This window comes from Mycobacterium senriense (assembly GCF_019668465.1).
Lineage (GTDB): Bacteria > Actinomycetota > Actinomycetes > Mycobacteriales > Mycobacteriaceae > Mycobacterium > Mycobacterium senriense.
Genome location: NZ_AP024828.1, coordinates 2,664,851 through 2,687,022 on the forward strand (window position 1 = coordinate 2,664,851; position 22,172 = coordinate 2,687,022).

The window sequence follows — 22,172 nt, forward strand, 5'->3', positions numbered from 1 at the left end:
CGGTGGCCCGGGTGATCGTGAGCGTGATGCCCAAAGCGGAGATTCTCGACCCGCAAGGTCAAGCGATTGTGGGCGCGCTGGGTCGCCTCGGACATCCGGGGATCTCAGAAGTTCGGCAAGGCAAGCGCTTTGAGCTCGAAGTGGACGACAGTGTCGACGATTCGGCGCTCGCCGAGATCGCGGAATCACTGTTGGCGAACACCGTGATCGAAGACTGGACGATCAGCCGGGAGACGCAGTGACGGCACGCATCGGGATCATCACCTTCCCCGGCACACTCGACGACGTGGACGCCGCCCGCGCGGCGCGGCGGGTCGGTGCCGAGGCGGTCAACCTGTGGCATGCCGACGCCGATCTGCGGAGTGTGGACGCTGTGGTGGTGCCCGGCGGCTTCTCCTACGGCGACTACCTGCGAGCCGGTGCGATCGCCAGGTTCGCCCCGGTGATGACCGAGGTGGTGGAGGCCGCCCGGCGCGGCATGCCAGTGTTGGGCATTTGCAACGGTTTTCAGGTGCTCTGCGAGGCCGGCCTGCTGCCCGGGGCGCTGACCCGCAACGTGGGCCTGCACTTCATCTGCCGCGACGTGTGGCTGCGGGTGGCCTCGACCTCGACGGCGTGGACGTCGCGATTCGAGCCCGACGCCGATCTGCTGGTCCCGCTGAAGTCCGGCGAGGGGCGCTACGTGGCGCCGGCCGAGGTGATCGAGGAGCTCGAGGGCGAGGGTCGGGTGGTGTTCCGGTACCACGAGAACGCCAACGGGTCGCTGCACGACATCGCCGGGGTCAGTTCCGCCAACGGCCGTGTAGTGGGGTTGATGCCGCATCCCGAGCACGCCATCGAGGCACTGACCGGGCCTTCCGACGACGGCCTGGGCCTGTTCTATTCGGTGCTGGACGGCGTGCTCGCCGGCTGAGCGGAAACGCCTGCGGCATCGCGCAATTCGGCGAATGACGCGGCGGTGGCGTCCGTCGCCTCGTGCGGGTCGTTGAACGTCTGGTCGTCGGTGAGCACCGCGACGCCGAGCCGGTCCACGTAACTCCACACGGTGATGTTGACCGGGGCGCCGGGCGACAGCACGCCGGTGGAGTAGATCTCGCTGACGGCCGCGCCGCCGAAGTGGCCGCGCTCGCGCGGGCCCACCACGCTGGACACCGCGACGTTCATCAGCTTGTTCGGCGCGTCGCGCAGGCCCAGCCACCGAAATGCGGCGGGCGCGAAGGCGGCCGGAAGGTAGGCCATCATTTTCCCGTAGAGCTCCGGGCCGAGGACCTCGTGGTCTTCCTTGGCGATCTTGGTGGCCAGGGCGACCAGCCGGGCCCGCTCCTTGGGGTCGGCGACATGGACCGGCAGCGAGATCATCAGCCCGCTGATCTCATTGCCGGTGATCCGGTCCGATTTGTCGGTGGCCGTCGGCACCGAGGCGATGATCGGGCGCTCGGACGCGCCGTCATAAGCCAGCAACAATGTCCGCAGCCCGCCGGTCGCCATGGCCAGCACCACATCGTTCACCGTGATGCCCAACGCCTTTGCGGTCGCTTTGACCTCCGGCAGTGACAACGAGGTGCTGGCGAACCGGCGCCGCGGCGAGACGAGATGGTTGAGGAACGTCGGCGGCGCGTCGAACGCGTCGGCCAGGTCGGGGTGGGACCCGCGCTCTCTGGAGCGGCGGCGCACCCGCGCCATGCCGACGGCCGCATCCTTGAGCAGCCTGGGCAGTTCCTCGATCTGCCGGACGTGGTCGCGCGCCGCCGCGCGCAACAGGTCGGCATTGGACGCGGTGACGCCGGCCCCGTCGTTGTCGCGCTCGTCGGCGTGCCCGTCGCGCAGATCCATCGCTCGGGCCAGCAGGTTGACCGATGCGACACCGTCGGCCAGCGCATGGTGAACCTTGCCGATCAAGGCGAATCGGCCACCGGCCAGCCCCTCGGCGAAATGGAACTCCCACAGCGGGCGACTGCGGTCCAGCGGAGTGGACGCCACTTCGCCGATCACCTGATCGAGCTCGCGCCGGCCACCCGGCGCGGGCACCTGCACCCGCCGCAAGTGATAGTCCAGGTCGACGTCGCAGTTCTCCTGCCACATGGGGTGATGCAATCGCCAGGGAATGTCAACGAGCTTGTAGCGCAACGGTTCTAGTAGGTGGAGCCGGCGACGCACGTGGCGACAGAACACCTCGAAACCGAATTCCCCGTCGAAGTCGGCGGGGTCGATGATGGCCACCTTCAGCGTGTGCGTGTGCAGGTTGGGCGTCTCGCTGTAGAGCAGCATCGCGTCCATGCCGTTGAGTCTTTTCACACGCCACCTCCACCGGCCCCGGGCGTCGTCAGCCCAGGATCGGGAACCGGCGCTGGCCGGCGAGCCGCTGCAGCGCGGCTTCCATGACGGCGCGGACGTGGGCGTCGACCTCGTCGACGTCGGGGTCGGCACCGAACTGAGCGGTGATGTCGATCGGCTCGAGAACCTCGGTGACGACCTTTGCCGGCAGGGGCACGTTGGGCGGGAAGATGACGCTCAGCCCGAAGGGGAATCCGATGCTGATCGGCAGGATGTCCATCCGTGCCTTGGTTAGCCCGAGCTTGCGGGCCAGCCAGTTGCCCCGGGTCAGGAACAACTGTGTCTCCTGGGCGCCGATGGACACGGTCGGGACGATGGGCACCCCGGCTTCGATGGCGGTTCGCACGTAGCCCGTGCGGCCGTTGAAGTCGATGGTGTTTGCGCTGAAGGTGGGCCGGTAGGAGTCGTAGTCGCCGCCCGGGAACACCAGCACCACCGCGCCGGAATGCAGGGCGGTGGCGGCGTTTTCACGGCTGGCCTCGATGACCCCGAGGCGGCGCAGCCAGCCGTCCAACGGCCCGATGAACAGCCCGTAGTGGGCCAGCGTGTAGACCGGGCGGTCGTAGCCGAACCTGTTGTAGAAGGCGGGGGAGAAGATCAGCACGTCCGGGGTCAGCATGCCGCCCGAGTGGTTGGAGACCACCAGGGCTCCGCCCGACGACGGGACGTTGTCGATGTTTCGCACCTCGGCCCGGTAGTACCGCTTGATGGCCGGTCCGAGCACCTTCGTCACCTGTTCGGTGAAAGCCGGATCCCATTTCGCGGTTTCGTGGTTCTGTGCCGCGTCCACACCGTTGCCCTTCATGGCTCCCCGCCGTCCGTTCTGCTCTTTGCTATTTGTTGCCGGTGTGACGCCGGTCTCAAACCTGAGCTCCCGGTCAGAATATGCTACTCTCCATTTAAGAGAATGTCATATCCGTTTGCTGGGGGCGAGCGCACGGTGGGGGTGTATGTCCGAAAAGGTTCTGGTCACTGGGGGTTTCGGTCTCGTCGGCTCGCAAACGGTGCGCCGGCTGGTTGCCGACGGCCACCGCGTCGTCGCGACCGACCTGGGCACCGCCGCCCAGCGCAAAGCCGCGGCGGCGCTGCCGGCCGGGGCCGAGGCGCACTGGGCGGATCTGACCGACCCCGGTCAGGTTGATCGGCTGCTCGCCGAGACGTCGCCGGCCGCCATCGTCCACCTGGCCGCGGTGATCCCGCCGCTGATCTATCGCCAGCCCACGCTGGGGCGCCGCGTCAACGTCGACGCGACCGTCACGCTGCTGCGCGCGGCCCAGTCGAGCCCGCACCCGGTGCGGTTCATCCAGGCGTCGAGCAACGCCGTGTACGGCGCGCGCAACCCGCACCGGCACCACGAGCTGTTGCGCCCGGACAGCCCGATGAACCCGGCCGACCTCTACGGCTCGCACAAGGCCGAAGCGGAACAGCAGCTGCGGGCGTCGGATCTCGAGTGGGTCATCCTGCGCCTGGCCGGGGTGATCAGCGTCGAACCGGACGCCATGCCGTTCAGCCTCGACGCGTTGTTCTTCGAGAGCGCTCTGCCGGCCGATGGCCGCATTCACACCGTCGACGTCCGCGATGTCGCGCGCGCGTTCGCCGCCGCGGTCACCGCCGATGTCGCCGGTGAGACGCTGCTGATCGCCGGCGACCAGTCGCACCTGCTTCGGCAGGGGGAGGTCGGCAAGGCGCTGGCCGCCGCGCGCGGTCTGGTCGACGTCCTGCCCGGTGGCCGGCCGGGCGATCCGGACAGCGACGACGACTGGTTCGTCACAGACTGGATGGATACGGCTCGGTCCCAGCAGGTCCTGCAATTCCAGCGCCACTCGTGGCCGGACATGCTCACCGAGATGCGGGCGGCCGCCGGGTGGCGGCGCTACCCGATGCGGTTGATCTCGCCGCTGGCCCGACGGTTCCTCAAAAGCCGTGCGGCCTACCGAAATACGCCCGGACGCTACGCCGATCCGTGGGGCGCGATCCGGGCCGGGCTGGGCGAACCGCGCCCGGATGCTCCGTCCAACTAGGGAGGCGGTCCAGACGTCAGCCGGCGTCGCGCAGCTGCGGGCGTTCCGTGGACGGCAATTCGACGGTGGGGCTCAGCTCATCGAAGAGCTCGGTGGCGTCCGCGACGGTCCGGTCGACGAACGACGCGAAATCGTTGAAGGAGACGTCGTTTCGGATCCACTGCGACTTGCGGGCGGTCACGCCGATGCGCTGCGGGTCCGACGAGCCGTGCACGATCGCGGTGGCCTCGCGGTCGAGGCGGTTCCACCGGTCGCAGAAGTACGTCAGCCACGGGCGGTCGGCCGCCGGGAAATAGCATCCTGGAGTGACGCGGATGATCAACACGTCGTCGTGCGCGGGAGAGATCTCGAAGTGAACGTGCAGGCGCCGCGGCGCGTTGGTGACGAAGAAGTATTCGCCGTCGTGGTGGCCGCGAAAATATCGCCGCCCGCGGGTGCGCAGGTAACGTTCGACCAGGCCCGCGCACAGCTGCTCATTCATCATGAGTTCGATGGTGCGGCCCGCGGCTTTGGGAATGCTTGGAGCCGAGCGAAGCGGCACCGAAGAATCTGTTGAGAATTGGCTGAGTGGGCGCCGGCTCGCAGGAGTTTTAGCCCGCGCTCAGCTGCGCTCGCGCCGCTCCACGATGCCGGCGCCCGGGCTGGGCACGGTGCGCGGCAGCGTGACCGAAAACCTATACCTCTCGGGGCGGTAGTGGAATTCCACGACCTCGAGGGGCTTGTCGCCATGGCTGTAGCTGGTGCGTTCGAGCACCAGCACGGGAGACCCCAGCGGCAGGTTCAGAGCGCCCGCGACTTCCAGCGATGCCCCGGCCGCATGAATCTCATAGGAGGCTCGGGAGATCGGGACTTCCAGCCGACGCTCCCACATCGTGTAGGTGCTTTCCATCGCCTGCGCGGTCTGCTCGTCGGTCGCGCTCTTCAGCAGTGGTTCCACGGCCGTGCCCAATCCCGGTGGCAGGTAGGCGATCATCAGGGCGAGCGGCTGGTCGCCATCGCGAAAACGCCGGTGCACACACAGGACTTTGGGCAGTCCCAGTATTTCGGCAACCCGTTGCGGAGCGTCTTCAACGCGATGCGACAGGACGTCGACGTTGGGTGTGATCCCGGAGCCGGCCAGTACCTCGGTGATGGTGCGCACGCCGGGCCCGAGTTCTTGTTTGACCGGGTTGGCCACGAACGTGCCCAGGCCCTGCTTTCGGACCAGCCACCCCTGACGCTCGAGAAGCCCGACCGCCGCGCGCACGGTCACCCGGCTCACGCGGGTGCGATCGATGAGCTCTCGCTCGGTCGGAAGTCGCGCGCCACGGGGCAGACGCTGCTTGACGATGGCCGCCTTGAGGGCTTCGGCGAGCTGGGTGCTGGCCGGCACGCTGCCACGAGATATCCGGAGGTCGGCAACGTCGAGGTCCAGCTGATCGGAAGCCACGAGATGTATTAAAACGTTCTATGCGCGGGACGTAAAGCAATGCGTCCCGGTGCCGGCGGCACAGACGACCGGATTACTCTGGCAACGAATGCTTTTCGCGCGTTGGCAGCCCGGCGAACAGTCGGGTGAAGCTTTGCGCGGGTCAGGAGGACCGAAGGTGGCGCTCACCGTGGAACGGTTCGACCACATTGTCCTGAATTGCCGCGACGTCGAGGCCACCGCCGCGTGGTATGAGCGGGTGCTGGGCATGCGGCGCGAGACGTTCGGGCCGTCGCGGCGAACGGCGCTGTGCTTCGGGGATCAGAAGATCAACCTGCGACCGGTCGGCGCCTTATCCGACGATGCCGACTGGTTCACCGGGGCGGTCGAGGCCGCCGGTTCCGAAGACCTGTGCTTCATCACCCACACCAGCCCGGATGACGTTCGCGCCCACCTCGCCGCATGTGGCGTGGACGTGATCTCCGGCCCGGTCACCAAGACAGGGGCGCTGGGCGAGATGACCTCGCACTACTGCCGTGACATCGACGGCAACCTGATCGAGATCGCCGTCTACTGAGGGTCGGCCAGCGGATACAGGGCCGGAAGATTGATCACGATGGCCTCCTGGCTGCTGCGCGCGATCACCACCTCGGCGGCGGTGTCGGGGTCGGGGTTCTCCTCACGGTGCGGCAGGTACGGCGGGATGAAGACGTAATCGCCGGGCGCGGCGGCGATGCGAACCTCTCCGGTGCCGTCATGAAAGACGAATTCCGGGTTCCCGCTTCGTACATAGATGGCGGTCTCCGAGTCACCGTGATGGTGGTTGTCCGAAGCCGATTGCGGGGACGCGTGCGTCTCGCCCATCCAGAGCTTCTCCGCGCCGACCGAGCTGCCGGACAGGGCGGCGAAGCGCCGTAGCCCCTCCGATTGTGCTGTGTCGGAGCTGATTTCCGATGCCTTGATGTGGTGTACCCGGTTGCGCGCGGCGGGCGCCGCCGTGTCGTCGAAGTCTGGATGGAATCCGTCTGTGGTGGCCATGGGTCAATTATCGTCCGACTGATCCCGGTACGCCTCGAGCAGGCGAAGCCACAGCTCGCTGATGGTCGGGAAGCACGGCACGGCGTGCCACAACCGGTCAATCGGCACCTGGCCGGCGACGGCGATGGTGGCCGAGTGCAGCAGTTCGGTCACGCCCGGACCGACCATCGTGACGCCGAGCAGGTGGCCGCCGTCCACATCGACCACCATCCGCGCGCGGCCGGTGTAGCCGTCCGCGTACAGCTTGGCTCCCATCACCACGTCACCGATTTCGATATCGACTGTGCGGAACCGATGTCCGGCGTCCTCGGCTTGTTGAGCCGTCAGGCCGACGGCGGCGGCTTCGGGGTCGGTGAAGAAGGCTTGCGGCACCGCGTGGTGGTCGGCGGTCGTCGCATGCGCGCCCCACGGTTCGGTATCCAACGGCTTGCCCGCCGCGCGGGCTCCGATCGCCGCACCCGCGATGCGGCCCTGATACTTGCCCTGGTGGGTAAGCAGCGCCCGGTGATTGACGTCGCCCGCGGCGTAGAGCCAGCCGTCCTCGACACCCTGAACACGGCAGGTGTCGTCCACCTCGAGCCAGCTGCCCGGCGTCAATCCGACTGTTTCCAGCCCGATGTCGTCGGTCAGCGGTGCACGGCCGGTGGCGAAAAGCACTTGGCTGACCGACAACTCGGTGCCGTCGTCCAGGTCCAGGACAACTGTGGAATCGTCCGGGCGGTGCAGCGCGCGAACCGATACCCCGGTCCGCACGTCGACGCCGGCGGCGATGAGCCCGCGCCTGATCAATTCACCCACAAAGGGCTCCATTCGGGGCAGCAGTCCCGATCCGCGCGCCAGCAGCGTCACTTGCGAGCCCAATCCCTGCCAGGCCGTGGCCATTTCGACGCCGACGCCCCCGGCGCCCACGACCGCCAGCCGCTCCGGGACCGCACTGCTATCGGTGGCTTGCCGATTGGTCCATGGCCTCGCCTCGGCCATGCCGGGCAGCTCGGGTAAGGCTGAGCGGCTTCCGGTGCAGATGACCACGGCGTGCCGCGCGGTCAGCGTCACCTGTTCGCCGTCGCTGTTGGTGACGATGACTCGGCGCGGACCGTCCAATCGTCCATGCCCGCGGATCAGGGTGGCGCCGATGCCGTCCACCCAGTCAGCCTGGCCGCTATCGTCCCAGTCGGTGACGTAGCGGTTGCGGCGACCGAAGACACCGTCGGCGTTGATGGAGCCGGTGACGGCCTCCCGCGCGCCGTCGACCCGGCGGGCATCGGAAAGCGCAATGACGGGGCGTAGCAATGCTTTACTCGGCACGCACGCCCAGTACGAGCATTCGCCGCCCACGAGTTCGCGCTCGACCATAGCGACGCGCAGTCCTGCGGCGCGGGCGCGTTCGGCGGCATTTTGGCCGATCGGCCCGGCGCCGAGCACCACGACATCGGGCTCTCGTTCGCTGGCTGATGTCATGGTCGACGGTCCTTTCGCTTGGTGGCGATGACTCAGTGCTCAGCGGATCCGTTGATGAGTTGCGCGGCGAGCTGGCGGACATCGCTGACGACGATGTTCGGCTGCGGCATGCCGTCGACGCGCAGCGGTGCATTGCCGCGCCGGGTGATGAGAGCGCCGCTGAAGCCGACGCGCTGTGCACCGATGGTGTCCCACACGTGCGCGGCAACCATCATGCAGTCCGCGGGGGCCACCCCGAGCGTTTCGCACGCATACCGATAGACGGTGGGCGACGGCTTGAAGACGCGGCGAGCGTCGACGCTCAGCTGGTGTTCGAAAAAACCGGCCAGCCCGGAGTTTTGCAGTGCCGTCGGGCCATCCGGGTTGGGCGGGGAGTTGGTCAGGGTAACCAGCCGAAAACCGTTGTCACGCAGCGCGGCAAGGCCTTCGGCGGCGTCGGGGTGTGCCGGCATGGTGAGCAGCGCGGTCTTCAGGCGGTCCGTATCGCGGTCGGTGACATCGACCCGGTAGATGTCGCCCAGCATGCGCAGGACCCCCTGGCCGAGCACCGGGAAGGGCACGTAGTTGTCGGCCAGGGTGATGGTCATCGAGTACATAACCAGTTGAGCGAACCATTCCCGCAGCATTAGTTCGTCACCGAACAGCTCGCCGAAAAGCGGTGCGAGGGACTCGATATCGAGCAACGTTTCGTTGACGTCGAAAACGAGGACGGACGGTATAGCCATGGCTAGTGCTCGACCTTCTTCCTTGGAGGTATGTCCGGTCGTAGATACCCCACGAGACACAACACGATCAGCACCATCGCCGCCGCGGGCCACCGCAGGGCGACCAGCGCCGCCGTCACGAACACCCCGAGCGTGATGAACGACCTCATCCTCAGCAGCCTGCGCATTCGCGTTGAAACATCTTGATGGGTGGGTCGATCCACCGCTTCCCAGCACAGCGCGAGGTAGGTGACGTTGACCAGGACGAAGACCGCGGCGTACAAGGCAACCGGTGCCGCGGCCAGCCTGCTGTCGGCGATCCACTCGGTGGTGAACGGGATCAGCGACACCGAGAACAGGTGCGCGAAGTTCGACCAGACCAGTCGCGGCGTGGCGACCTGGGCGTAGTTGAACAAGTGATGATGGTTGACCCAGACGATCGCGATGAACAGGTAGCTGACCACATAGCTCAGTCCGGTGGGCCATAGCGGGAGCAGGGCCCTGAATCCGTGGTCGCCGGGCGGCCTGAGCTCGAGCACCAGGATGGTGATGAGCACCGCGAAGACGCCGTCGGAGAACCCGCGCACCCGCTCGGGCGTGGTGTCTCGTTCCGCCACCGCTACCTTCCGATCTTCCGCAATGCGCCTGAGCCGCTTTCAGGCAGGCTGATGGTTCCGCTCCTGCACCACCCAAGCATTGTCATCGGGATCGCGGAAGTCGGCGAAGCTCGCATAGTCACCGCGATCCGGATCGGTACCCGCGAGGAAGGTGCCGCTCCAGCCGCCATCGGTGTCCTTGTGGCGTATTTCGCTGACGCTTACGCCGCGACCGGTCAGTTCGGCGCGGCAGGCCTCGATGTCGGAGACCACAAGATACAAGCCACGCACGGAGCCAATCGGTGCATCGGTCAGGCCCACACCGAATTGTATTGAGGTTCCTGATCCCTCGGGCGTCAATTGGATGACCCGGAACCCGGGTGTGGGCGCGTAATCGACTTCGAGGTTGAAGCCAACCTGGTCACGATAGAACCGCAACGACCGATCGGGATCCGCGACGGGCAGGATCACGACTTCCAAGGACATCCTCATGGTGCGCTCCCGGCCGGCTCTTCCCTAAGACCTCCTCTGTGTCGAGCCCGCGATCCACGCCGTGTGGAATGACGGTCTGGCCGGGCTCGAGTTGAAGCTGCTTGCCGTCGAGGTGCACGTCGATTTTGTCCGGCTCGAAGGACACCAGATTGCGCACCCGTGCGACTTCCGTCCAAGCGTCGACGTAGGACCACGCCGCGTGTTGGTGGCCGCCGATGTCGTAGTAGGAGCATATTCCTTTGTAGGGGCAAAACGTCTGGATATCAACGGGTTTGAGAGCCGACTCGTCGATATCCTCACGCGGCACATACCATCTGGGCGCAAAGCCGGATTCGTACAGCGCCAGTGGGCGATGTGTATCGGCAATCACCCGCTCGCCGTCTCGGACTGCGAGATGGCGTGCAGTAGAACGTATGTCGATGCGATGATAAGCGTCCGCGGCGTGCCCGACGATCCGTTCCTCTTCTTCGTAGAAGGCGTCCATGGCACGCCAGGCAAACGCCACCCTGCCATCAAGCACGGTCGCATGGGCGGGCAGTCCGGTGTGTTCCCAGGCGCCATGGTTGGTCTCGCGTTCTGGTGCCTTGACGGTGTACCACTGTGTGGCCCCGAGGTCGCGGTGCTGCGTCACCCGATCCTCGGCGAGCAACGTCTTCTCTTCAATGTCACCGCGGGGGAAGTAGGCGACCGGATAGCGGCCCGGTTCGTGTAAGAGGATCACGTCCTCGCTGTCGGCGATCCACCGGTCCGCGAAGCGGACCCGCATCCGGCGACGCAACGGCTCGGCGAACAGTAGCCGCGGTGGCATCGGCTGTCCGGTGAGGAAGTGTCCAAGCGATCCCGCCGCGAGCGGACCTTGCTGCCATGCCAGACCCATGTGAAGGCCGTCCTCTCCTGAAAACCGTTCGCGCAGTGTTGGTTCTAGCGGATCCGAATCACTCCATCACGACGACAAGCTTTCCCGCGGCTTCACCCGCCTCAGCGACACGGTGCGCTTCGCGGACTTCGTCGAAGGAGAAAATCCGCGCCGGTGCCGCGTCGAGCTTGCCGTCGGCTATCTGCTGGGCGATTTCACCGAAGGGCACATCCGATACCGGGAAGCCCGGACTCCCAAACACGGGGCTGGCGAAGAAACTGAAGCTCACGCCGCTGGCCATTCGCGCGAGTGGATTGAAATCGCGGATGGGTGCCAGACCACCCAGCCATCCGGCGAGGCAGGCGGTACCGCCGCGGCGCAACATGTCCAGTGAGTCGAGGATGGTGCTGTTACCGACGAGGTCGAGGACGGCGTCGATACGTTTGGCGTCCGCGATGTGGGCGGCAAGGTCACCGCGCTCCACCTCGACGCGGGTCGCGCCCATTTCTTCCAGGATGCCGTAGCGTTCACGGCTGCGTGTGGTGGCAATGACCTTGGCGCCGGTAATCACGGCCATCTTCAGTGCGGCCTGCCCCAATGCCGAAGTGGCCCCACGGATCACCAATGTCTGTCCCGCGGTCAGATTCAGGTTGCGGTACAGGCACGTCCACGCCGTCGCATAGGTTTCCGGCAGCGCCGCCAGCTGCGACCACGGCAGGTCGGATTCGATGGGCGCGACATTGGCCGCGCGGACGCGGGTGTATTCGGCGTAGCTCCCGTTGATGGTGCGCCCAAGACCACCCATCAGCGCCGCGACCTTGGCCCCGACCGGGAACTCGCCGCCTGGGCACGAGTCGACGACGCCCACACATTCGATCCCGCTGACCTCCGCCGCCTCCGCCCATTCCCCGCGACGCATGTGGATTTCGGCGTGATTGATGCCGAAACCCTTTACCGCAATTACGACTTCGCCGTCTTTGGGCAGCGGCTTGGGGATGTCGGTGTAGACCAGGCTGTCAAGACCGCCGAACTTTTCCAAGACGATCGCCCGCATGGTCGGCCCACCGGATTGCTCGCGTACGACCGCCGGGGCGGTCGGCAACTGAGGTGACTCGATTGTGGACATCGACGCCTCTTTCATAACCGTTGGCGGGCGACGACGCCGGCTGGCGCGGCCGCATAAGAATGGGCCAACTGACCCAGTATTATGCGCCGACCAGATCGACCATGTCCAGCGAAAGGTCGCTACTCACGGTTTGCGCTGACCGCGAGACGACGCGGACCGACCCTTACTCGGCGGGCCTTGGGCTGCGAAGGAGCGCACGTAGTCGACGGCGGCGTTGACGGCGGCCTGCAACGGTTGCGGATCGCCGGTGACGTGGGTGAGCATCGCGCCGCCCTGATGGGCGGTGACCAGGGAGACGGCCAGATGCCGCGGATCCGCGTCGGGGCGCAGGTCGCCGCGGTCGCGCATCGACTCGAGGCCGGCCCGAAACAGCTCAATCCATTGGTCGTATCCCGCGGCGAGGTCGTCGTGTAGTTCGCGGTCGGCCTCGATCAGTTCGCCTGCCAAGGACCCATACACACAACCCCCGACCAGGTATACGGCGTCGATGTCGGACACGCAGGCATCGGCCCATCCCTGCAGGGCGTCGAAGCTGTCGAGTTCGGCGAATTGCGGCCGAGTGTGGAAGGCCCGCACGTCATTACTGCGCGCCCCGACGACGTGCCGGGTCAGGTCGCGCTTGTCGGTGAAGTAGTGCGAGATCTGGGACCCGCCCACCCCGGCGGTGCGCCGCACCTGGTCGACGCTCGTGTTGGCGACGCCCCGCTCGAACATCAGCCGGGCAGCGACCTCGATGATCCGCGAACGCGTTGCCAGTCCCTTGCGGGTGAACCGCGATGGGGGTCCTTCAGTCACGTCGTCACCTCGGACAGCCTCAGCTTGCTCGTCGCGCCGGCCGGCGCGTGCGCGACCGGCGCGGTGGACGGGGCACTCGTTCGGCGCTGTCGGTGGCGAACAGGCGCAGGTAGTTCACCGCGAAACGAATCGCGTCGGCGTGCGGCCATTCCTCCTGATAGGTGAAGGTCAGCACGCCACCTCCCTGGTGGGCGGCGATGATCACCAACGCCAGCCGCCGCGGGTCGGCGTCGCGAACCAGCAGCCCGCCATCCTTCATTCGCTGAATTGCCTGCTCTAACAACTCGATCCACTGCCGGTAGCCCGACGCCAGGGCGTCGCGCGTGGTGTCGTCCGACTTCGCCAGCTGGGCGGTCAGCGCGTGATAGGTGGGGGTGCCGAAATAGCCGATGCGCCGCAGGTAGCGCATGTTGAGGTCGATCCATCGCTCGAAGTCCTCAAAAGAACCCAGGCCCCGAAGCGAGGGCTGGCGGTGAAAGTCCAGCACCACGCCGATCTGGCGCCGGATGACCGCGCGAATCAGCGCCGCCTTATCGGCGAAATAGTGGGCGAGCTGCGAGCCGCTGACCGAGGCCGCGCGGCGCACGTTCTCCAGATTGGACGCGGACAGGCCCTCGGTGACGATCAGCTGGGCGGCGGCCTGCACGATCCGGTCGCGGGTGGCGCGCCCCTTGGCGGTCAACCGTTGTTCGTCGTGAACATCGGGATGGGCCATCGCGTCAGGCTAACCCGGCAGGGCCTCTATTTATGGGATCTCCAGCCCATACACGGGATCAGGCCGCGAGGTGCTTGGCGAGGAAGCTCCGGGTCAGCTGGGCGACCTCGTCGCCGGCCGACTCCAACAAGAAGTGCCCGCCATCGAGCAGGTGGATCTCGGCGTCGGGCAGGTCGTCGGCGAACGCTTCGGCACCGGCCGGGCCGAAGATCTCGTCGCCACGACCCCATACCGCAAGGAGCGGCACCCGGCTGGCGCGGAAGTACTCGTGCAGGCGTGGATACAGGGGCGCATTGGTGGCGTAGTCCCGAAATAGTTTGAGCTGTACCAGGTCGTTGCCGGGCCGGGAGAGCAGCGCGAAGTCGTGGTACCAGGACCCGGGATCGACCAGCGTCTCGTCGCTCACCCCGGTCAGGTACTGCCAACGGGTGGCGTCGAGCGTGAGGAACTGGCGCACCGGCGCCTCGGTGTCTGTCGTCTGTTCCCGTTGGTACGCCTGCACGACCTTCCAGAAGCTCTCGACGAATCCCGCGTCATAGCCATTGCCGTTCTGGCTGATGATCGCGGTGATCGCGGCCGGGTTTCGCAGCGCGAGCCGCCAGCCGATCGGCGCGCCGTAATCCTGGACGTACATGGCGTACCGGTCGATGCCCAGGTGCTGCAGCAGACGCACCGTGAGGTCGGTCAGCGCATCGAAGGTGTAGTCGAACTTTTCGACCGGTGGGGCGTCGGACAGCCCGAAACCCAGGTGATCTGGCGCGATGACGTGGTAGCGGTCCGCGAGGGCCGGGATCAGGTAGCGGAACATGTACGAGCTGGTGGGAAACCCGTGCAGCAGAATCACCGCCGGAGCGGCCGGATCGCCGGCATCGCGGTAGAAGAGCCGATGGCCGTCGATGACGGCGTATCGATGATGAACGGCAGGCATGAGGTTCCTCCTGACCCAACGCATTTCGCCATCGAGCGCCACCTGGGCACCCACGGCAGATATCTGAAACCACAGTCCTGGCGTTCTGGGTTATGCAACCCATTATGCATCAAACCGGCACCGCGCAACAGTGCGTGAACCGGATATCTTGCCGAGCGCATTTGGCTGCCATATTCTGGGCGAACCATCCCAGTTGGGCGACTCGTGCGATGGCGAGCTACTTCGAGGTGACACAGTGGGCAGGCTTGTTTCGGTGAACGTGGGCATGCCTAAGAACGTCCAATGGCGGGACAAAACGGTCTACACCGGTATATGGAAGGTTCCGGTTGAGGGACCGGTGATGGTGCGCCGGCTGAACATTGACGGCGACGGACAAGGCGACCTCGCCGGCCACGGTGGGGAACAACGCGCCGTCATGGTCTACCAGAGTGAGTCCTACGACTTTTGGAGAACATACCTGGATCGCGACGACCTGCGACCAGGCCACTTCGGCGAGAACTTCACCGTCACCGGGCTCGCCGACGACGACGTCTGCATCGGTGACCGCTACCGCATCGGCGACGCGGAATTCGAGGTCACTCAGCCGCGTGTCACGTGCTTTCGGGTGGGTCTGCGGTTGAACGAGCCCGACATGCCCAATTTGCTCGTCTCCCAACATCGCCCCGGCTTCTACTTCCGCGTCATCACCGAAGGCCGGGTGCGCGCCGGCGACGACATCGTGCGGATCCACCGCGGCCGCCACGAGCTCAGCGTCGCTGAGGTGGACGCGTTGCTCTACCTGCCGGACCGCAACTTCGAACGGCTGCGCGAGGCGACCGACGTCACGGCGCTCAGTCCCGGGTGGCAACAGTCTTTTCATGACATGCTGGCAGCGCGCGACGGCGCGGACGCTGCGGCACCGCCCATCGGAGTTGAACCGGGATGGAAGGGCTTTCGCAGTTTGCGGGTGACCCAAACATGCCGGGAGAGCCCGCAAGTACTGTCGATCCGGCTCCAGGCCGACGACCACGGTCCGCTACCGCCCGCGCTTCCGGGTCAATACCTGACAGTCAAGATCACCGGTGCCGGCGAGCCCGCACCATTGCGCAGCTACTCGCTGTCGGACGATTCCGCCGCCGGCCATTACCGCATCAGCGTCAAGCGCGAGGACCACGGTGTGGTGAGCCGGTGGCTGCACGCCCACATCCAGCCGGGGTCGGTGATAGCGGCGGCCGCCCCACGCGGCGACTTCTTCCTCGCCGAGGACGGCGGTCCGGTCATCCTGTTGTCTGCCGGTATCGGGGCGACGCCGGTCCTCGCGATGCTGCATGCGCTGTCCGCGGCCGGGAGTCAACGCGACATCTGGTGGTTGCACACCACCCGCAATCGCGAAACGCAGTCCTTCGCAGCCGAAGTCACGGCACTCATCGCGTCGTTGCCACACGCCAGGCAGCTGGTCTTTTACACCGAAAAGCAGGGCCGTTTGAGCCGAGAATCGATCGCCGCATTGGGACTGCCCACCGATGCCTCCGTCTACCTCTGCGGGCCTACACAATTCATGACGGATATGCGCGACGATCTAGTGGGGATGGGATTCGACCCCGCCCGCATTCGCAGCGAGCTGTTCGGCGCGCTGCCCGCCATCAATCCGGGTGTTGTCGAGACCGGGGAGCGCAAGCCCCCGCACCCGCCGATCGGACAGCGGGGAACCGGACCGGCGATTACGTTCGCGCGCAGCGGATTAACGGTCAACTGGTCACCCGGTTACCGAAGCATCCTCGATCTCGCCGAAGCCTGCGACGTGCCAACCCGTTTTTCCTGCCGAAGCGGGGTATGTCACATGTGCGTCACCGGGATGGTCGCGGGTTCGGCCACTTACGTCCAGCAGCCGTTGGAGCCGCCCGCTGACGGGTCGGTCCTGATCTGCTCGGCGGTCCCGGAAACCGATGTGGTGCTGGACCTCTAGCGAAAATGCTTACGCGGCAATCGCTCGCTGGCCTCCGGTCGCATGCAGTATGGCGCCGTTGACATAGCTGGCGTCCGGAGAGGCGAGAAAGACCACGGCGCTGGCGATTTCGCTGGAATCGGCGACTCGCTGCAGTGTGGTGATCGTTGCGATCGTGTCGAGGACACCCGGAAGGGCGGCGGCCCCAGGCGTTTCGGTCGGTCCCGCGGCGACCGCGTTCACCCGTACACCCGACTCGCCGAACTCATCGGCCCACACGCGGGTCAACTGCTCCAAGCCGGCTTTGGTGGCCCCGTAGATCCCCGCGCCGCGTGTTGCTACCGATGCGGCCAGGGTGCTCACGTTGACCACCGCGCCGGCGCCCCGAGCGGCCATGCCCGGCACCAACTGCTGCACCAGGATGTACGGCGCGCGCAGGTTCACGTTGACGTGTTCGTCGAAGGTCGCGTCGTCGGCGTCCGCCGTGGGGCCGAATTCGTAGATTCCGGCATTGTTGATCAGGATGTCCACCGGTCCCGCCTCGGCCGCCAACCGCCGGACATCATCGGCGACGTTGAGGCCGGCGGCGACGAAACGCGCCTTGCCGCCGGCATTTTCAATGTCACGAACGGTTTTTGCGCCCCGCTCGGCATTGCGGCCCTGCACCACGATTTCGGCGCCGCGACTCGCGAGCTGCAGTGCGATTTCCCGCCCGATCCCCGATGTCGCGCCCGTCACCAATGCGGTCGACCCTGCCAAAGTTGTTGCCATCGAAACCCTGCCTCCAGGAGAGAAGTTCGTTTTCTCTCACGGTAAGCAGTGGCTTGCCGGCAATTATTCCTACGGGCTGAGCGGGACGGAGGCCTCCGCGGTGTAGCACAGGAAGGTCATTGTCTCCTGGAGATAAAGCTGCACGGTGTCGGCGTCATGGCTGGTGTACCCGATCGACACGTCCGTCCCGAGCTGCAGGTCGAAGTCGCCGCCGCGGGTGGTCAGCACGAAGGCGCCGTCGATGGCCGGCGCCCAGATGATGTCTCCGGGGACCAGCCGGTCGATGTGTTCGAGAATCGGATAGCCGTGTTCGGTCGTCTCGCTGACCCGCGTGTAGACGTCGGCGGACAGCAGCACCGAGTAGGGGCCGTCGACACCGGCCAGCCGGAGTTCGGAGATCGCCTGGGTGACGACGTCGGGAATCTCGCGCGGATCCGCCGGCAGGGTCAGCGACTTGTTCGAGCTGGCCGAACGGATGCCTTCGATGGCTGCCGCGGCGTAGCCCTCGAAGATGGCCCGGTCTTCCACGAAAGCCAGCTTCTTGGCGGCATCCTTGACCGGGTCCCAGTCGGAGTCGTTGGCTCCGCGCTCGACGTTGTCGATCTCATAGCGCGACAGGGTGAATGGAACCCGCAGTCGGACAAGGGGTTTGCTTTCCCGCAGGTGGGCCTCCACGCCGTCGGTGGGGGACGCCACGTTCGCGAGCCGACCGGTGCTCACCGCGGCGGTGACCGGGCCGCCGGGCTCGCTCACGTCGACCACCCGGCGCCCGGCGATGTGGCGTTTGAAGGTGCGGGTCGCCTCCAATTCGATTTCTTCCCAAGCGGCTTCGGTGACCGGTGCCAGGTCGCGATAGAGGTTGTTCATGAAGTGGTTCCTTTCAGGCTGCCGATCGAAAGTGAGCCGTTCTGTGCAACAGGCGTTTCCGCCGCCGGCGCTGCTGGCAGCGGTGGTGGATCGTCGAGAAAGTCGAGGGTGGGGGAGAAGAACAACCCGCCGGTGACGGCCGTGGAGAAGTCCAGGATGCGGTCGGTGTTGCCGGGCGGGTCGCCGAGGAACATGTTGCGCAGCATCCGTTCGGTGACTTGCGGCGTGCGCGAATAGCCGATGAAGTACGTGCCGTATTCGCTCTTGCCGAGCTCGCCGAACGGCATGTTGTGCCGCACGATCTTCAGTTCGGTGCCGTCGTCGTCGGTGATCACGTTGAGGGCGATGTGGGCGTTGCCCGGCTTGACGTCGTCGTCGAGCTCGATGTCATCGAGCTTGGTGCGACCGATCACGCGCTCCTGCTCGGTGACCGGGATCGAACTCCACGACGACATGTCGTGCAGGTACTTCTGCACGTGCACATAGCAAGAGCCGGCGAAGTCGGGGTCCTCGTCGCCGACGGAGGTGGCGCTGGTGGCCAGCGCGCCGTCCGGGTTCTCGGTGCCGTCAACGAATCCGAGTAAGTCGCGGTTGTCGAAGTAGCGGAAACCGTGCACCTCGTCGACCACGGTGACCGCGCCGCCCATCGATTTGAGGATCCGGTCGGCCAGCTCGAAGCAGACGTCCAAGCTCTCCGCCCGGATGTGGAACAACAGATCGCCGGGTGTGGCGGGGGCGCTGTGCCGCGGTCCTTTCAACTCGGGGAAACGATGCAGTTCGGCGGGCCGCGGTCCGGAGAACAGGCGATCCCACGCGTCGGAGCCGATCGAGGCGATCGCCGACAACCGTTTCTGCGGTTCGCGGAAGCCGATCGCGCGGACCAGCCCGGGAATGTCGGGCAGCGCGTCGTGCACCGCCGCCTCGCCGCCGTCGTCGATGGTCACCACCAGGAAGATCGCCGCGGGGGTCAGCGGCGCGAGGATGGGCTGCGGCTGGACGGGGGGCACTCTGAGGACCCTAGCGTGGCGACGGCGAGCGCCGGAAGCGGCGCGAGTAAGGAGCGCGCAATCGAACCCAGCGAAAACTCCATGAGCGCGGACAGCCATGATGTTCAACATGTCCGGCGGGCCTCGAAACCAGGCGAAGTCCTCAGCGAGTGCGCAAGGACTCTGCGATTTCATCGACGCCTCTCCGTCGCCGTTTCACGTGTGCGCCACGGTGGCCGCCCGGCTGATCGCTGCCGGATACACCGAACTGAGCGAGGCTAAACACTGGCCGTCGGAGCCGGGGCGCTACTTCACCGTGCGGGCGGGCTCGCTGGTCGCCTGGAATTCGGTGGGCGCCCACGGGCCGTTCCGAATCGTGGGAGCGCACACCGACAGTCCTAACCTCAGGGTCAAGCAGCATCCCGACCGGGTGGTCGCCGGCTGGCGGGTGGTGGCGCTGGAACCCTATGGGGGCGTGTGGCTCAACTCGTGGCTGGACCGCGATCTGGGCATCAGTGGGCGCCTGTCGGTGCGGGCGGACGGTGAAGACGGCGGGATCGCGCACCGGCTGGTGCGTATCGACGAGCCGATCCTTCGGGTGCCACAGCTGGCCATCCATCTGGCCGAGGACCGCAAGTCGCTGACGCTGGACCCGCAGCGACACGTCAACGCGGTGTGGGGTGTCGGGGAGACGCCGCGGTCATTCGTCGATTACGTCGCCCAGCGCGCCGGCCTGGCGGCGTCCGACGTGCTGGCCGCCGACCTGATGACTCACGACCTGACTCCCGCCACGGTGATCGGGGCCGACGCCAGCTTGCTGAGCGCGCCCCGGCTGGACAATCAGGCCAGTTGCTACGCGGGGCTGGAGGCGCTGCTGGCCGTGGAACGGGCCGGGCCCCAGCTGCCCGTGTTGGTGATCTTCGATCACGAGGAGGTCGGATCGTCGTCGGATCACGGCGCGCAATCCGACCTGCTGGGCACCGTGCTGGAGCGGATCGTGCTGGCGGCCGGCGGTAGCCGCGAGGACTACCTGCGCCGGCTGCCGGCCTCGCTGCTGGCCTCGGCGGACATGGCGCACGCCACCCATCCCAACTACCCGGAGCGACACGAGCCCAGTCACCCGATCGCGGTCAACGCCGGGCCGGTGCTCAAGGTGCACCCGAATCTGCGTTACGCCACCGATAGCCGCACCGCCGCGGCGTTCGCGCTGGCCTGTCGGCAGGCCGGGGTGCAGCTGCAGCGCTACGAACACCGGGCCGACCTGCCGTGTGGGTCGACGATCGGGCCGCTGACCTCCGCGCGCACGGGCATCCCCACCGTCGACGTCGGCGCCGCTCAACTGGCGATGCATTCCGCGCGCGAGTTGATGGGCGTGCACGACGTTGCCGCCTACTCGGCCGCGATGCAGGCGTTCCTTTCCGCCGACTAGCGGCATAGGGTCTGCCGGTATGGCGCTCAGCGTGGAGATGTTGACCTTCGACTGCGACAACCCCGCGAAGCTGGCCGGCTGGTGGGCCGAGCAGTTCGGCGGGACGACGCACGAGGTGCTCGCCGACGAGTTCACCGCGGTGACCTTCGGCGACGGGCTGCGGCTCGGATTCCAGAAGGTGCCCGATCCCACGCCCGGCAAGAACCGCGTGCACCTCGACTTGAGTGCGGCCGACGTCGACGCCGAGGTGTCGCGGCTGACGGCGGGCGGAGCGACCGAGATCGGCCGGCACCAGTTCGGCGAAAGCTTCCGCTGGGTGGTGCTGGCCGACCCCGAGGGCAACGTGTTCTGCGTCGTGCGTCAGTAGCTCGCGGCCGCTGCTCAGTCCCGGCCCACAAAGACCGGGTCGTAGCGGATGACGTTCTCCACGACGATCCCGTCACGGGTGCGAACCCGGTCCAGGCCCCGGATCTGGAAAGGTCCGTCCGGGCCGGTGCCGTGACCCACATAGTGCAAGAACACCAGCTCCTCGTTCTCGGCGGCGCCGGGAACCGTCGCGCTGTCCACCACCTCGAGCCGCAAATCCGGTGCAGCGTCCAGCAATTCGGCTATCTTCGCCGTGTATGGCTCGATGCCTCGGACCGGCTCGGGGTCGCCCGGCCAGTAGCCGACGATGTCGTCGGCCAGGATGTCGAAACCGCGCGACATGGTGGGCGCCGCCCAATACGCGGCGAACACCTCGGCGCTGAATTTCGGGGCGGATTGGACGTCGGTCATCGTTCCTCCTTGACTCGCGCGCTCCGGTCGAGCGCGTCGTATCCAGCCTCTGCGGATACCGTGCGGCGGCACAATTACCTCCGAGGTCATCGCCGCCGACGCACCGGCGTGGTTACCGTTGGTTGGTGAGTCACGCTGCAGTTGGCACCTTGTTGCGCGAGTGGCGGACGCGCCGACGCGTGAGTCAGCTCGACCTGTCGCTCAGTGTCGGCGTGTCGGCGCGGCATCTGAGCTTCATCGAGACGGGACGCTCCCGCCCCAGTCCCGAGATGGTGCTTACCCTCGCCGACGGCCTCGATATACCGCTGCGAGAACGCAACACGCTGCTCCTGGCCGCCGGGTTCGCGCCGCGCTACCAATCGCGACCGCTCGAGGATGCCGCACTCTCACCGGCCCGGGATGCGGTGCAGCGCCTGCTCGATGCGCATGACCCCTACCCGGGCATCGTCATCGACCGCTGCTGGAACATCGTGGGGGCCAACGCCGCAGCCTCCGCGCTGACCGCCGGCCTGCCCGAGGAGCTGGTGGGCCCGCCGGCCAATGTCTACCGGTTGTGCCTGCATCCAGACGGTCTGGCCGGGCGAACCCTGAATTTCCCAGACTGGGCGGGCTACCTGCTGCACCAGCTGAAGCGCACGGCCGCGCTCACCGGCGACCCGGGGCTGGCGGCGCTCGAGGAGGAGGTGCGCGGCTATCCGGGGGTCGCGGCGGCCAAGGCGCGGGGCGCACTCCCGGACAGCGCGTCACTGCTCATTCCGTTCGTCCTCGACGCCGGCGAGGGCCGGCGGTTGTCGATGTTCACGACGCTGACCACCTTCGGCACCCCCCTCGACGTGACCCTCGCCGAACTGGCCGTCGAATTGTTCTATCCCGCCGACGCCGAAAGCGAGGACCTGCTCCGCTGCGGATAGGTCCTGCGCAGTCGGGTAGCCGGACCCGGTTGGCGG

The 22,172-nt window shown here is 66.7% G+C and carries 26 protein-coding genes; 8 read left to right on the forward strand and 18 right to left on the reverse strand.

All coding sequences use genetic code 11. The annotated features are described in order from the left end of the window. The first annotated feature begins 2 nt into the window (after positions 1–2). A complete protein-coding gene (gene purS, locus MTY59_RS12760; RefSeq protein ID WP_044487430.1) occupies positions 3–242 on the forward strand; it encodes a phosphoribosylformylglycinamidine synthase subunit PurS in 240 nt (79 codons plus the stop codon). Beyond that, complete coding sequence (gene purQ / locus MTY59_RS12765; RefSeq protein ID WP_221045954.1) at positions 239–913, forward strand: phosphoribosylformylglycinamidine synthase subunit PurQ; 675 nt, start codon at positions 239–241, stop codon at positions 911–913. The genes purS and purQ overlap by 4 nt, the downstream gene beginning before the upstream one ends. Here the strand turns inward: purQ and MTY59_RS12770 are convergent. Together MTY59_RS12770 and MTY59_RS12775 are read right to left on the reverse strand one after the other, a co-directional pair. Further along, entirely contained in the window at positions 880–2,295 is a 1,416-nt protein-coding gene (locus MTY59_RS12770; protein ID WP_221045955.1) for a WS/DGAT/MGAT family O-acyltransferase, read from the reverse strand. The two genes, purQ and MTY59_RS12770, sit on opposite strands and share 34 nt — an antisense overlap. A gap of 28 nt (positions 2,296–2,323) precedes the next feature. Then, positions 2,324–3,139: a lysophospholipid acyltransferase family protein gene (locus MTY59_RS12775; RefSeq protein ID WP_221045956.1), complete on the reverse strand. Its 816-nt coding sequence runs from the start codon at positions 3,137–3,139 to the stop codon at positions 2,324–2,326. 145 nt (positions 3,140–3,284) lie between these two features. Between MTY59_RS12775 and MTY59_RS12780 the strand changes: the two genes are divergently transcribed. After that, positions 3,285–4,355 (forward strand): NAD-dependent epimerase/dehydratase family protein, encoded by a 1,071-nt coding sequence (locus tag MTY59_RS12780; protein ID WP_221045957.1) that lies wholly within the window; start codon positions 3,285–3,287, stop codon positions 4,353–4,355. A 16-nt stretch (positions 4,356–4,371) separates the two neighbouring features. On the opposite strand, the gene MTY59_RS12785 is transcribed toward MTY59_RS12780, so the two are convergent. Both MTY59_RS12785 and MTY59_RS12790 read right to left on the reverse strand, forming a co-directional pair. Further along, entirely contained in the window at positions 4,372–4,839 is a 468-nt protein-coding gene (locus tag MTY59_RS12785; RefSeq protein WP_221045958.1) for a hypothetical protein, read from the reverse strand. A gap of 117 nt (positions 4,840–4,956) precedes the next feature. Continuing rightward, positions 4,957–5,784, reverse strand: coding sequence for an Rv0792c family HTH-type transcriptional regulator (locus MTY59_RS12790; RefSeq protein ID WP_221045959.1), 828 nt, complete (start codon positions 5,782–5,784; stop codon positions 4,957–4,959). 157 nt (positions 5,785–5,941) lie between these two features. On the opposite strand from MTY59_RS12790, the gene MTY59_RS12795 reads away from it, so the two are divergent. Next, positions 5,942–6,340, forward strand: coding sequence for a VOC family protein (locus MTY59_RS12795; protein WP_221045960.1), 399 nt, complete (start codon positions 5,942–5,944; stop codon positions 6,338–6,340). On the opposite strand, the gene MTY59_RS12800 is transcribed toward MTY59_RS12795, so the two are convergent. The 10 genes from MTY59_RS12800 to MTY59_RS12845 form a co-directional block, all read right to left on the reverse strand. Continuing rightward, a complete protein-coding gene (locus tag MTY59_RS12800) occupies positions 6,334–6,801 on the reverse strand; it encodes a cupin domain-containing protein (RefSeq protein WP_221045961.1) in 468 nt (155 codons plus the stop codon). The genes MTY59_RS12795 and MTY59_RS12800 overlap by 7 nt on opposite strands. Before the next feature lie 3 nt (positions 6,802–6,804). Next, positions 6,805–8,259: a dihydrolipoyl dehydrogenase family protein gene (locus tag MTY59_RS12805; RefSeq protein WP_221045962.1), complete on the reverse strand. Its 1,455-nt coding sequence runs from the start codon at positions 8,257–8,259 to the stop codon at positions 6,805–6,807. A gap of 32 nt (positions 8,260–8,291) precedes the next feature. Next, positions 8,292–8,984 (reverse strand): haloacid dehalogenase type II, encoded by a 693-nt coding sequence (locus tag MTY59_RS12810; protein WP_221045963.1) that lies wholly within the window; start codon positions 8,982–8,984, stop codon positions 8,292–8,294. A gap of 2 nt (positions 8,985–8,986) precedes the next feature. Then, positions 8,987–9,580: a TMEM175 family protein gene (locus MTY59_RS12815; RefSeq protein ID WP_250160816.1), complete on the reverse strand. Its 594-nt coding sequence runs from the start codon at positions 9,578–9,580 to the stop codon at positions 8,987–8,989. A gap of 39 nt (positions 9,581–9,619) precedes the next feature. Next, on the reverse strand, positions 9,620–10,045 hold the full coding sequence (locus MTY59_RS12820) for a VOC family protein (RefSeq protein WP_221045964.1): 426 nt from the start codon (positions 10,043–10,045) through the stop codon (positions 9,620–9,622). Beyond that, entirely contained in the window at positions 9,981–10,928 is a 948-nt protein-coding gene (locus MTY59_RS12825) for a DUF427 domain-containing protein (protein WP_250160817.1), read from the reverse strand. The genes MTY59_RS12820 and MTY59_RS12825 overlap by 65 nt, the downstream gene beginning before the upstream one ends. 58 nt (positions 10,929–10,986) lie before the next feature. Continuing rightward, complete coding sequence (locus tag MTY59_RS12830; protein ID WP_221045965.1) at positions 10,987–12,033, reverse strand: zinc-binding dehydrogenase; 1,047 nt, start codon at positions 12,031–12,033, stop codon at positions 10,987–10,989. 123 nt (positions 12,034–12,156) lie between these two features. Continuing rightward, a complete protein-coding gene (locus MTY59_RS12835) occupies positions 12,157–12,828 on the reverse strand; it encodes a TetR/AcrR family transcriptional regulator (RefSeq protein ID WP_250160818.1) in 672 nt (223 codons plus the stop codon). Between the two features lie 19 nt (positions 12,829–12,847). Further along, positions 12,848–13,543: a TetR/AcrR family transcriptional regulator gene (locus MTY59_RS12840; RefSeq protein WP_221045966.1), complete on the reverse strand. Its 696-nt coding sequence runs from the start codon at positions 13,541–13,543 to the stop codon at positions 12,848–12,850. A 58-nt stretch (positions 13,544–13,601) separates the two neighbouring features. Then, a complete protein-coding gene (locus tag MTY59_RS12845; RefSeq protein ID WP_221045967.1) occupies positions 13,602–14,471 on the reverse strand; it encodes an alpha/beta fold hydrolase in 870 nt (289 codons plus the stop codon). Positions 14,472–14,706: 235 nt separating this feature from the next. Between MTY59_RS12845 and MTY59_RS12850 the strand changes: the two genes are divergently transcribed. After that, a complete protein-coding gene (locus MTY59_RS12850) occupies positions 14,707–16,416 on the forward strand; it encodes an MOSC and FAD-binding oxidoreductase domain-containing protein (protein ID WP_221045968.1) in 1,710 nt (569 codons plus the stop codon). Positions 16,417–16,425: 9 nt separating this feature from the next. Here MTY59_RS12850 and MTY59_RS12855 read toward each other — a convergent pair whose 3' ends face one another. The 3 genes from MTY59_RS12855 to MTY59_RS12865 form a co-directional block, all read right to left on the reverse strand. Continuing rightward, on the reverse strand, positions 16,426–17,166 hold the full coding sequence (locus MTY59_RS12855; RefSeq protein ID WP_221045969.1) for an SDR family NAD(P)-dependent oxidoreductase: 741 nt from the start codon (positions 17,164–17,166) through the stop codon (positions 16,426–16,428). A gap of 69 nt (positions 17,167–17,235) precedes the next feature. Next, positions 17,236–18,033 (reverse strand): family 1 encapsulin nanocompartment shell protein, encoded by a 798-nt coding sequence (locus MTY59_RS12860; RefSeq protein ID WP_221045970.1) that lies wholly within the window; start codon positions 18,031–18,033, stop codon positions 17,236–17,238. After that, positions 18,030–19,040: a Dyp-type peroxidase gene (locus tag MTY59_RS12865; RefSeq protein WP_221045971.1), complete on the reverse strand. Its 1,011-nt coding sequence runs from the start codon at positions 19,038–19,040 to the stop codon at positions 18,030–18,032. Before MTY59_RS12865 ends, MTY59_RS12860 begins: the two co-directional genes overlap by 4 nt. A 100-nt stretch (positions 19,041–19,140) precedes the next feature. Here MTY59_RS12865 and MTY59_RS12870 point away from each other — a divergent pair, with 100 nt between their 5' ends. Together MTY59_RS12870 and MTY59_RS12875 are read left to right on the forward strand one after the other, a co-directional pair. Next, a complete protein-coding gene (locus MTY59_RS12870) occupies positions 19,141–20,448 on the forward strand; it encodes a M18 family aminopeptidase (protein ID WP_221046414.1) in 1,308 nt (435 codons plus the stop codon). A 19-nt stretch (positions 20,449–20,467) separates the two neighbouring features. After that, positions 20,468–20,815: a VOC family protein gene (locus MTY59_RS12875; protein ID WP_221045972.1), complete on the forward strand. Its 348-nt coding sequence runs from the start codon at positions 20,468–20,470 to the stop codon at positions 20,813–20,815. A gap of 14 nt (positions 20,816–20,829) precedes the next feature. Here the strand turns inward: MTY59_RS12875 and MTY59_RS12880 are convergent, their stop codons facing one another. Then, positions 20,830–21,225, reverse strand: a complete 396-nt coding sequence (locus tag MTY59_RS12880) for a nuclear transport factor 2 family protein (RefSeq protein WP_221045973.1) — start codon at positions 21,223–21,225, stop codon at positions 20,830–20,832. A 125-nt stretch (positions 21,226–21,350) separates the two neighbouring features. On the opposite strand from MTY59_RS12880, the gene MTY59_RS12885 reads away from it, so the two are divergent. Beyond that, positions 21,351–22,136 carry a helix-turn-helix domain-containing protein gene (locus tag MTY59_RS12885; RefSeq protein ID WP_221045974.1) on the forward strand — a complete coding sequence of 262 codons (786 nt, stop codon included), beginning with the start codon at positions 21,351–21,353 and terminating at the stop codon, positions 22,134–22,136. Positions 22,137–22,172 lie beyond the last annotated feature (36 nt).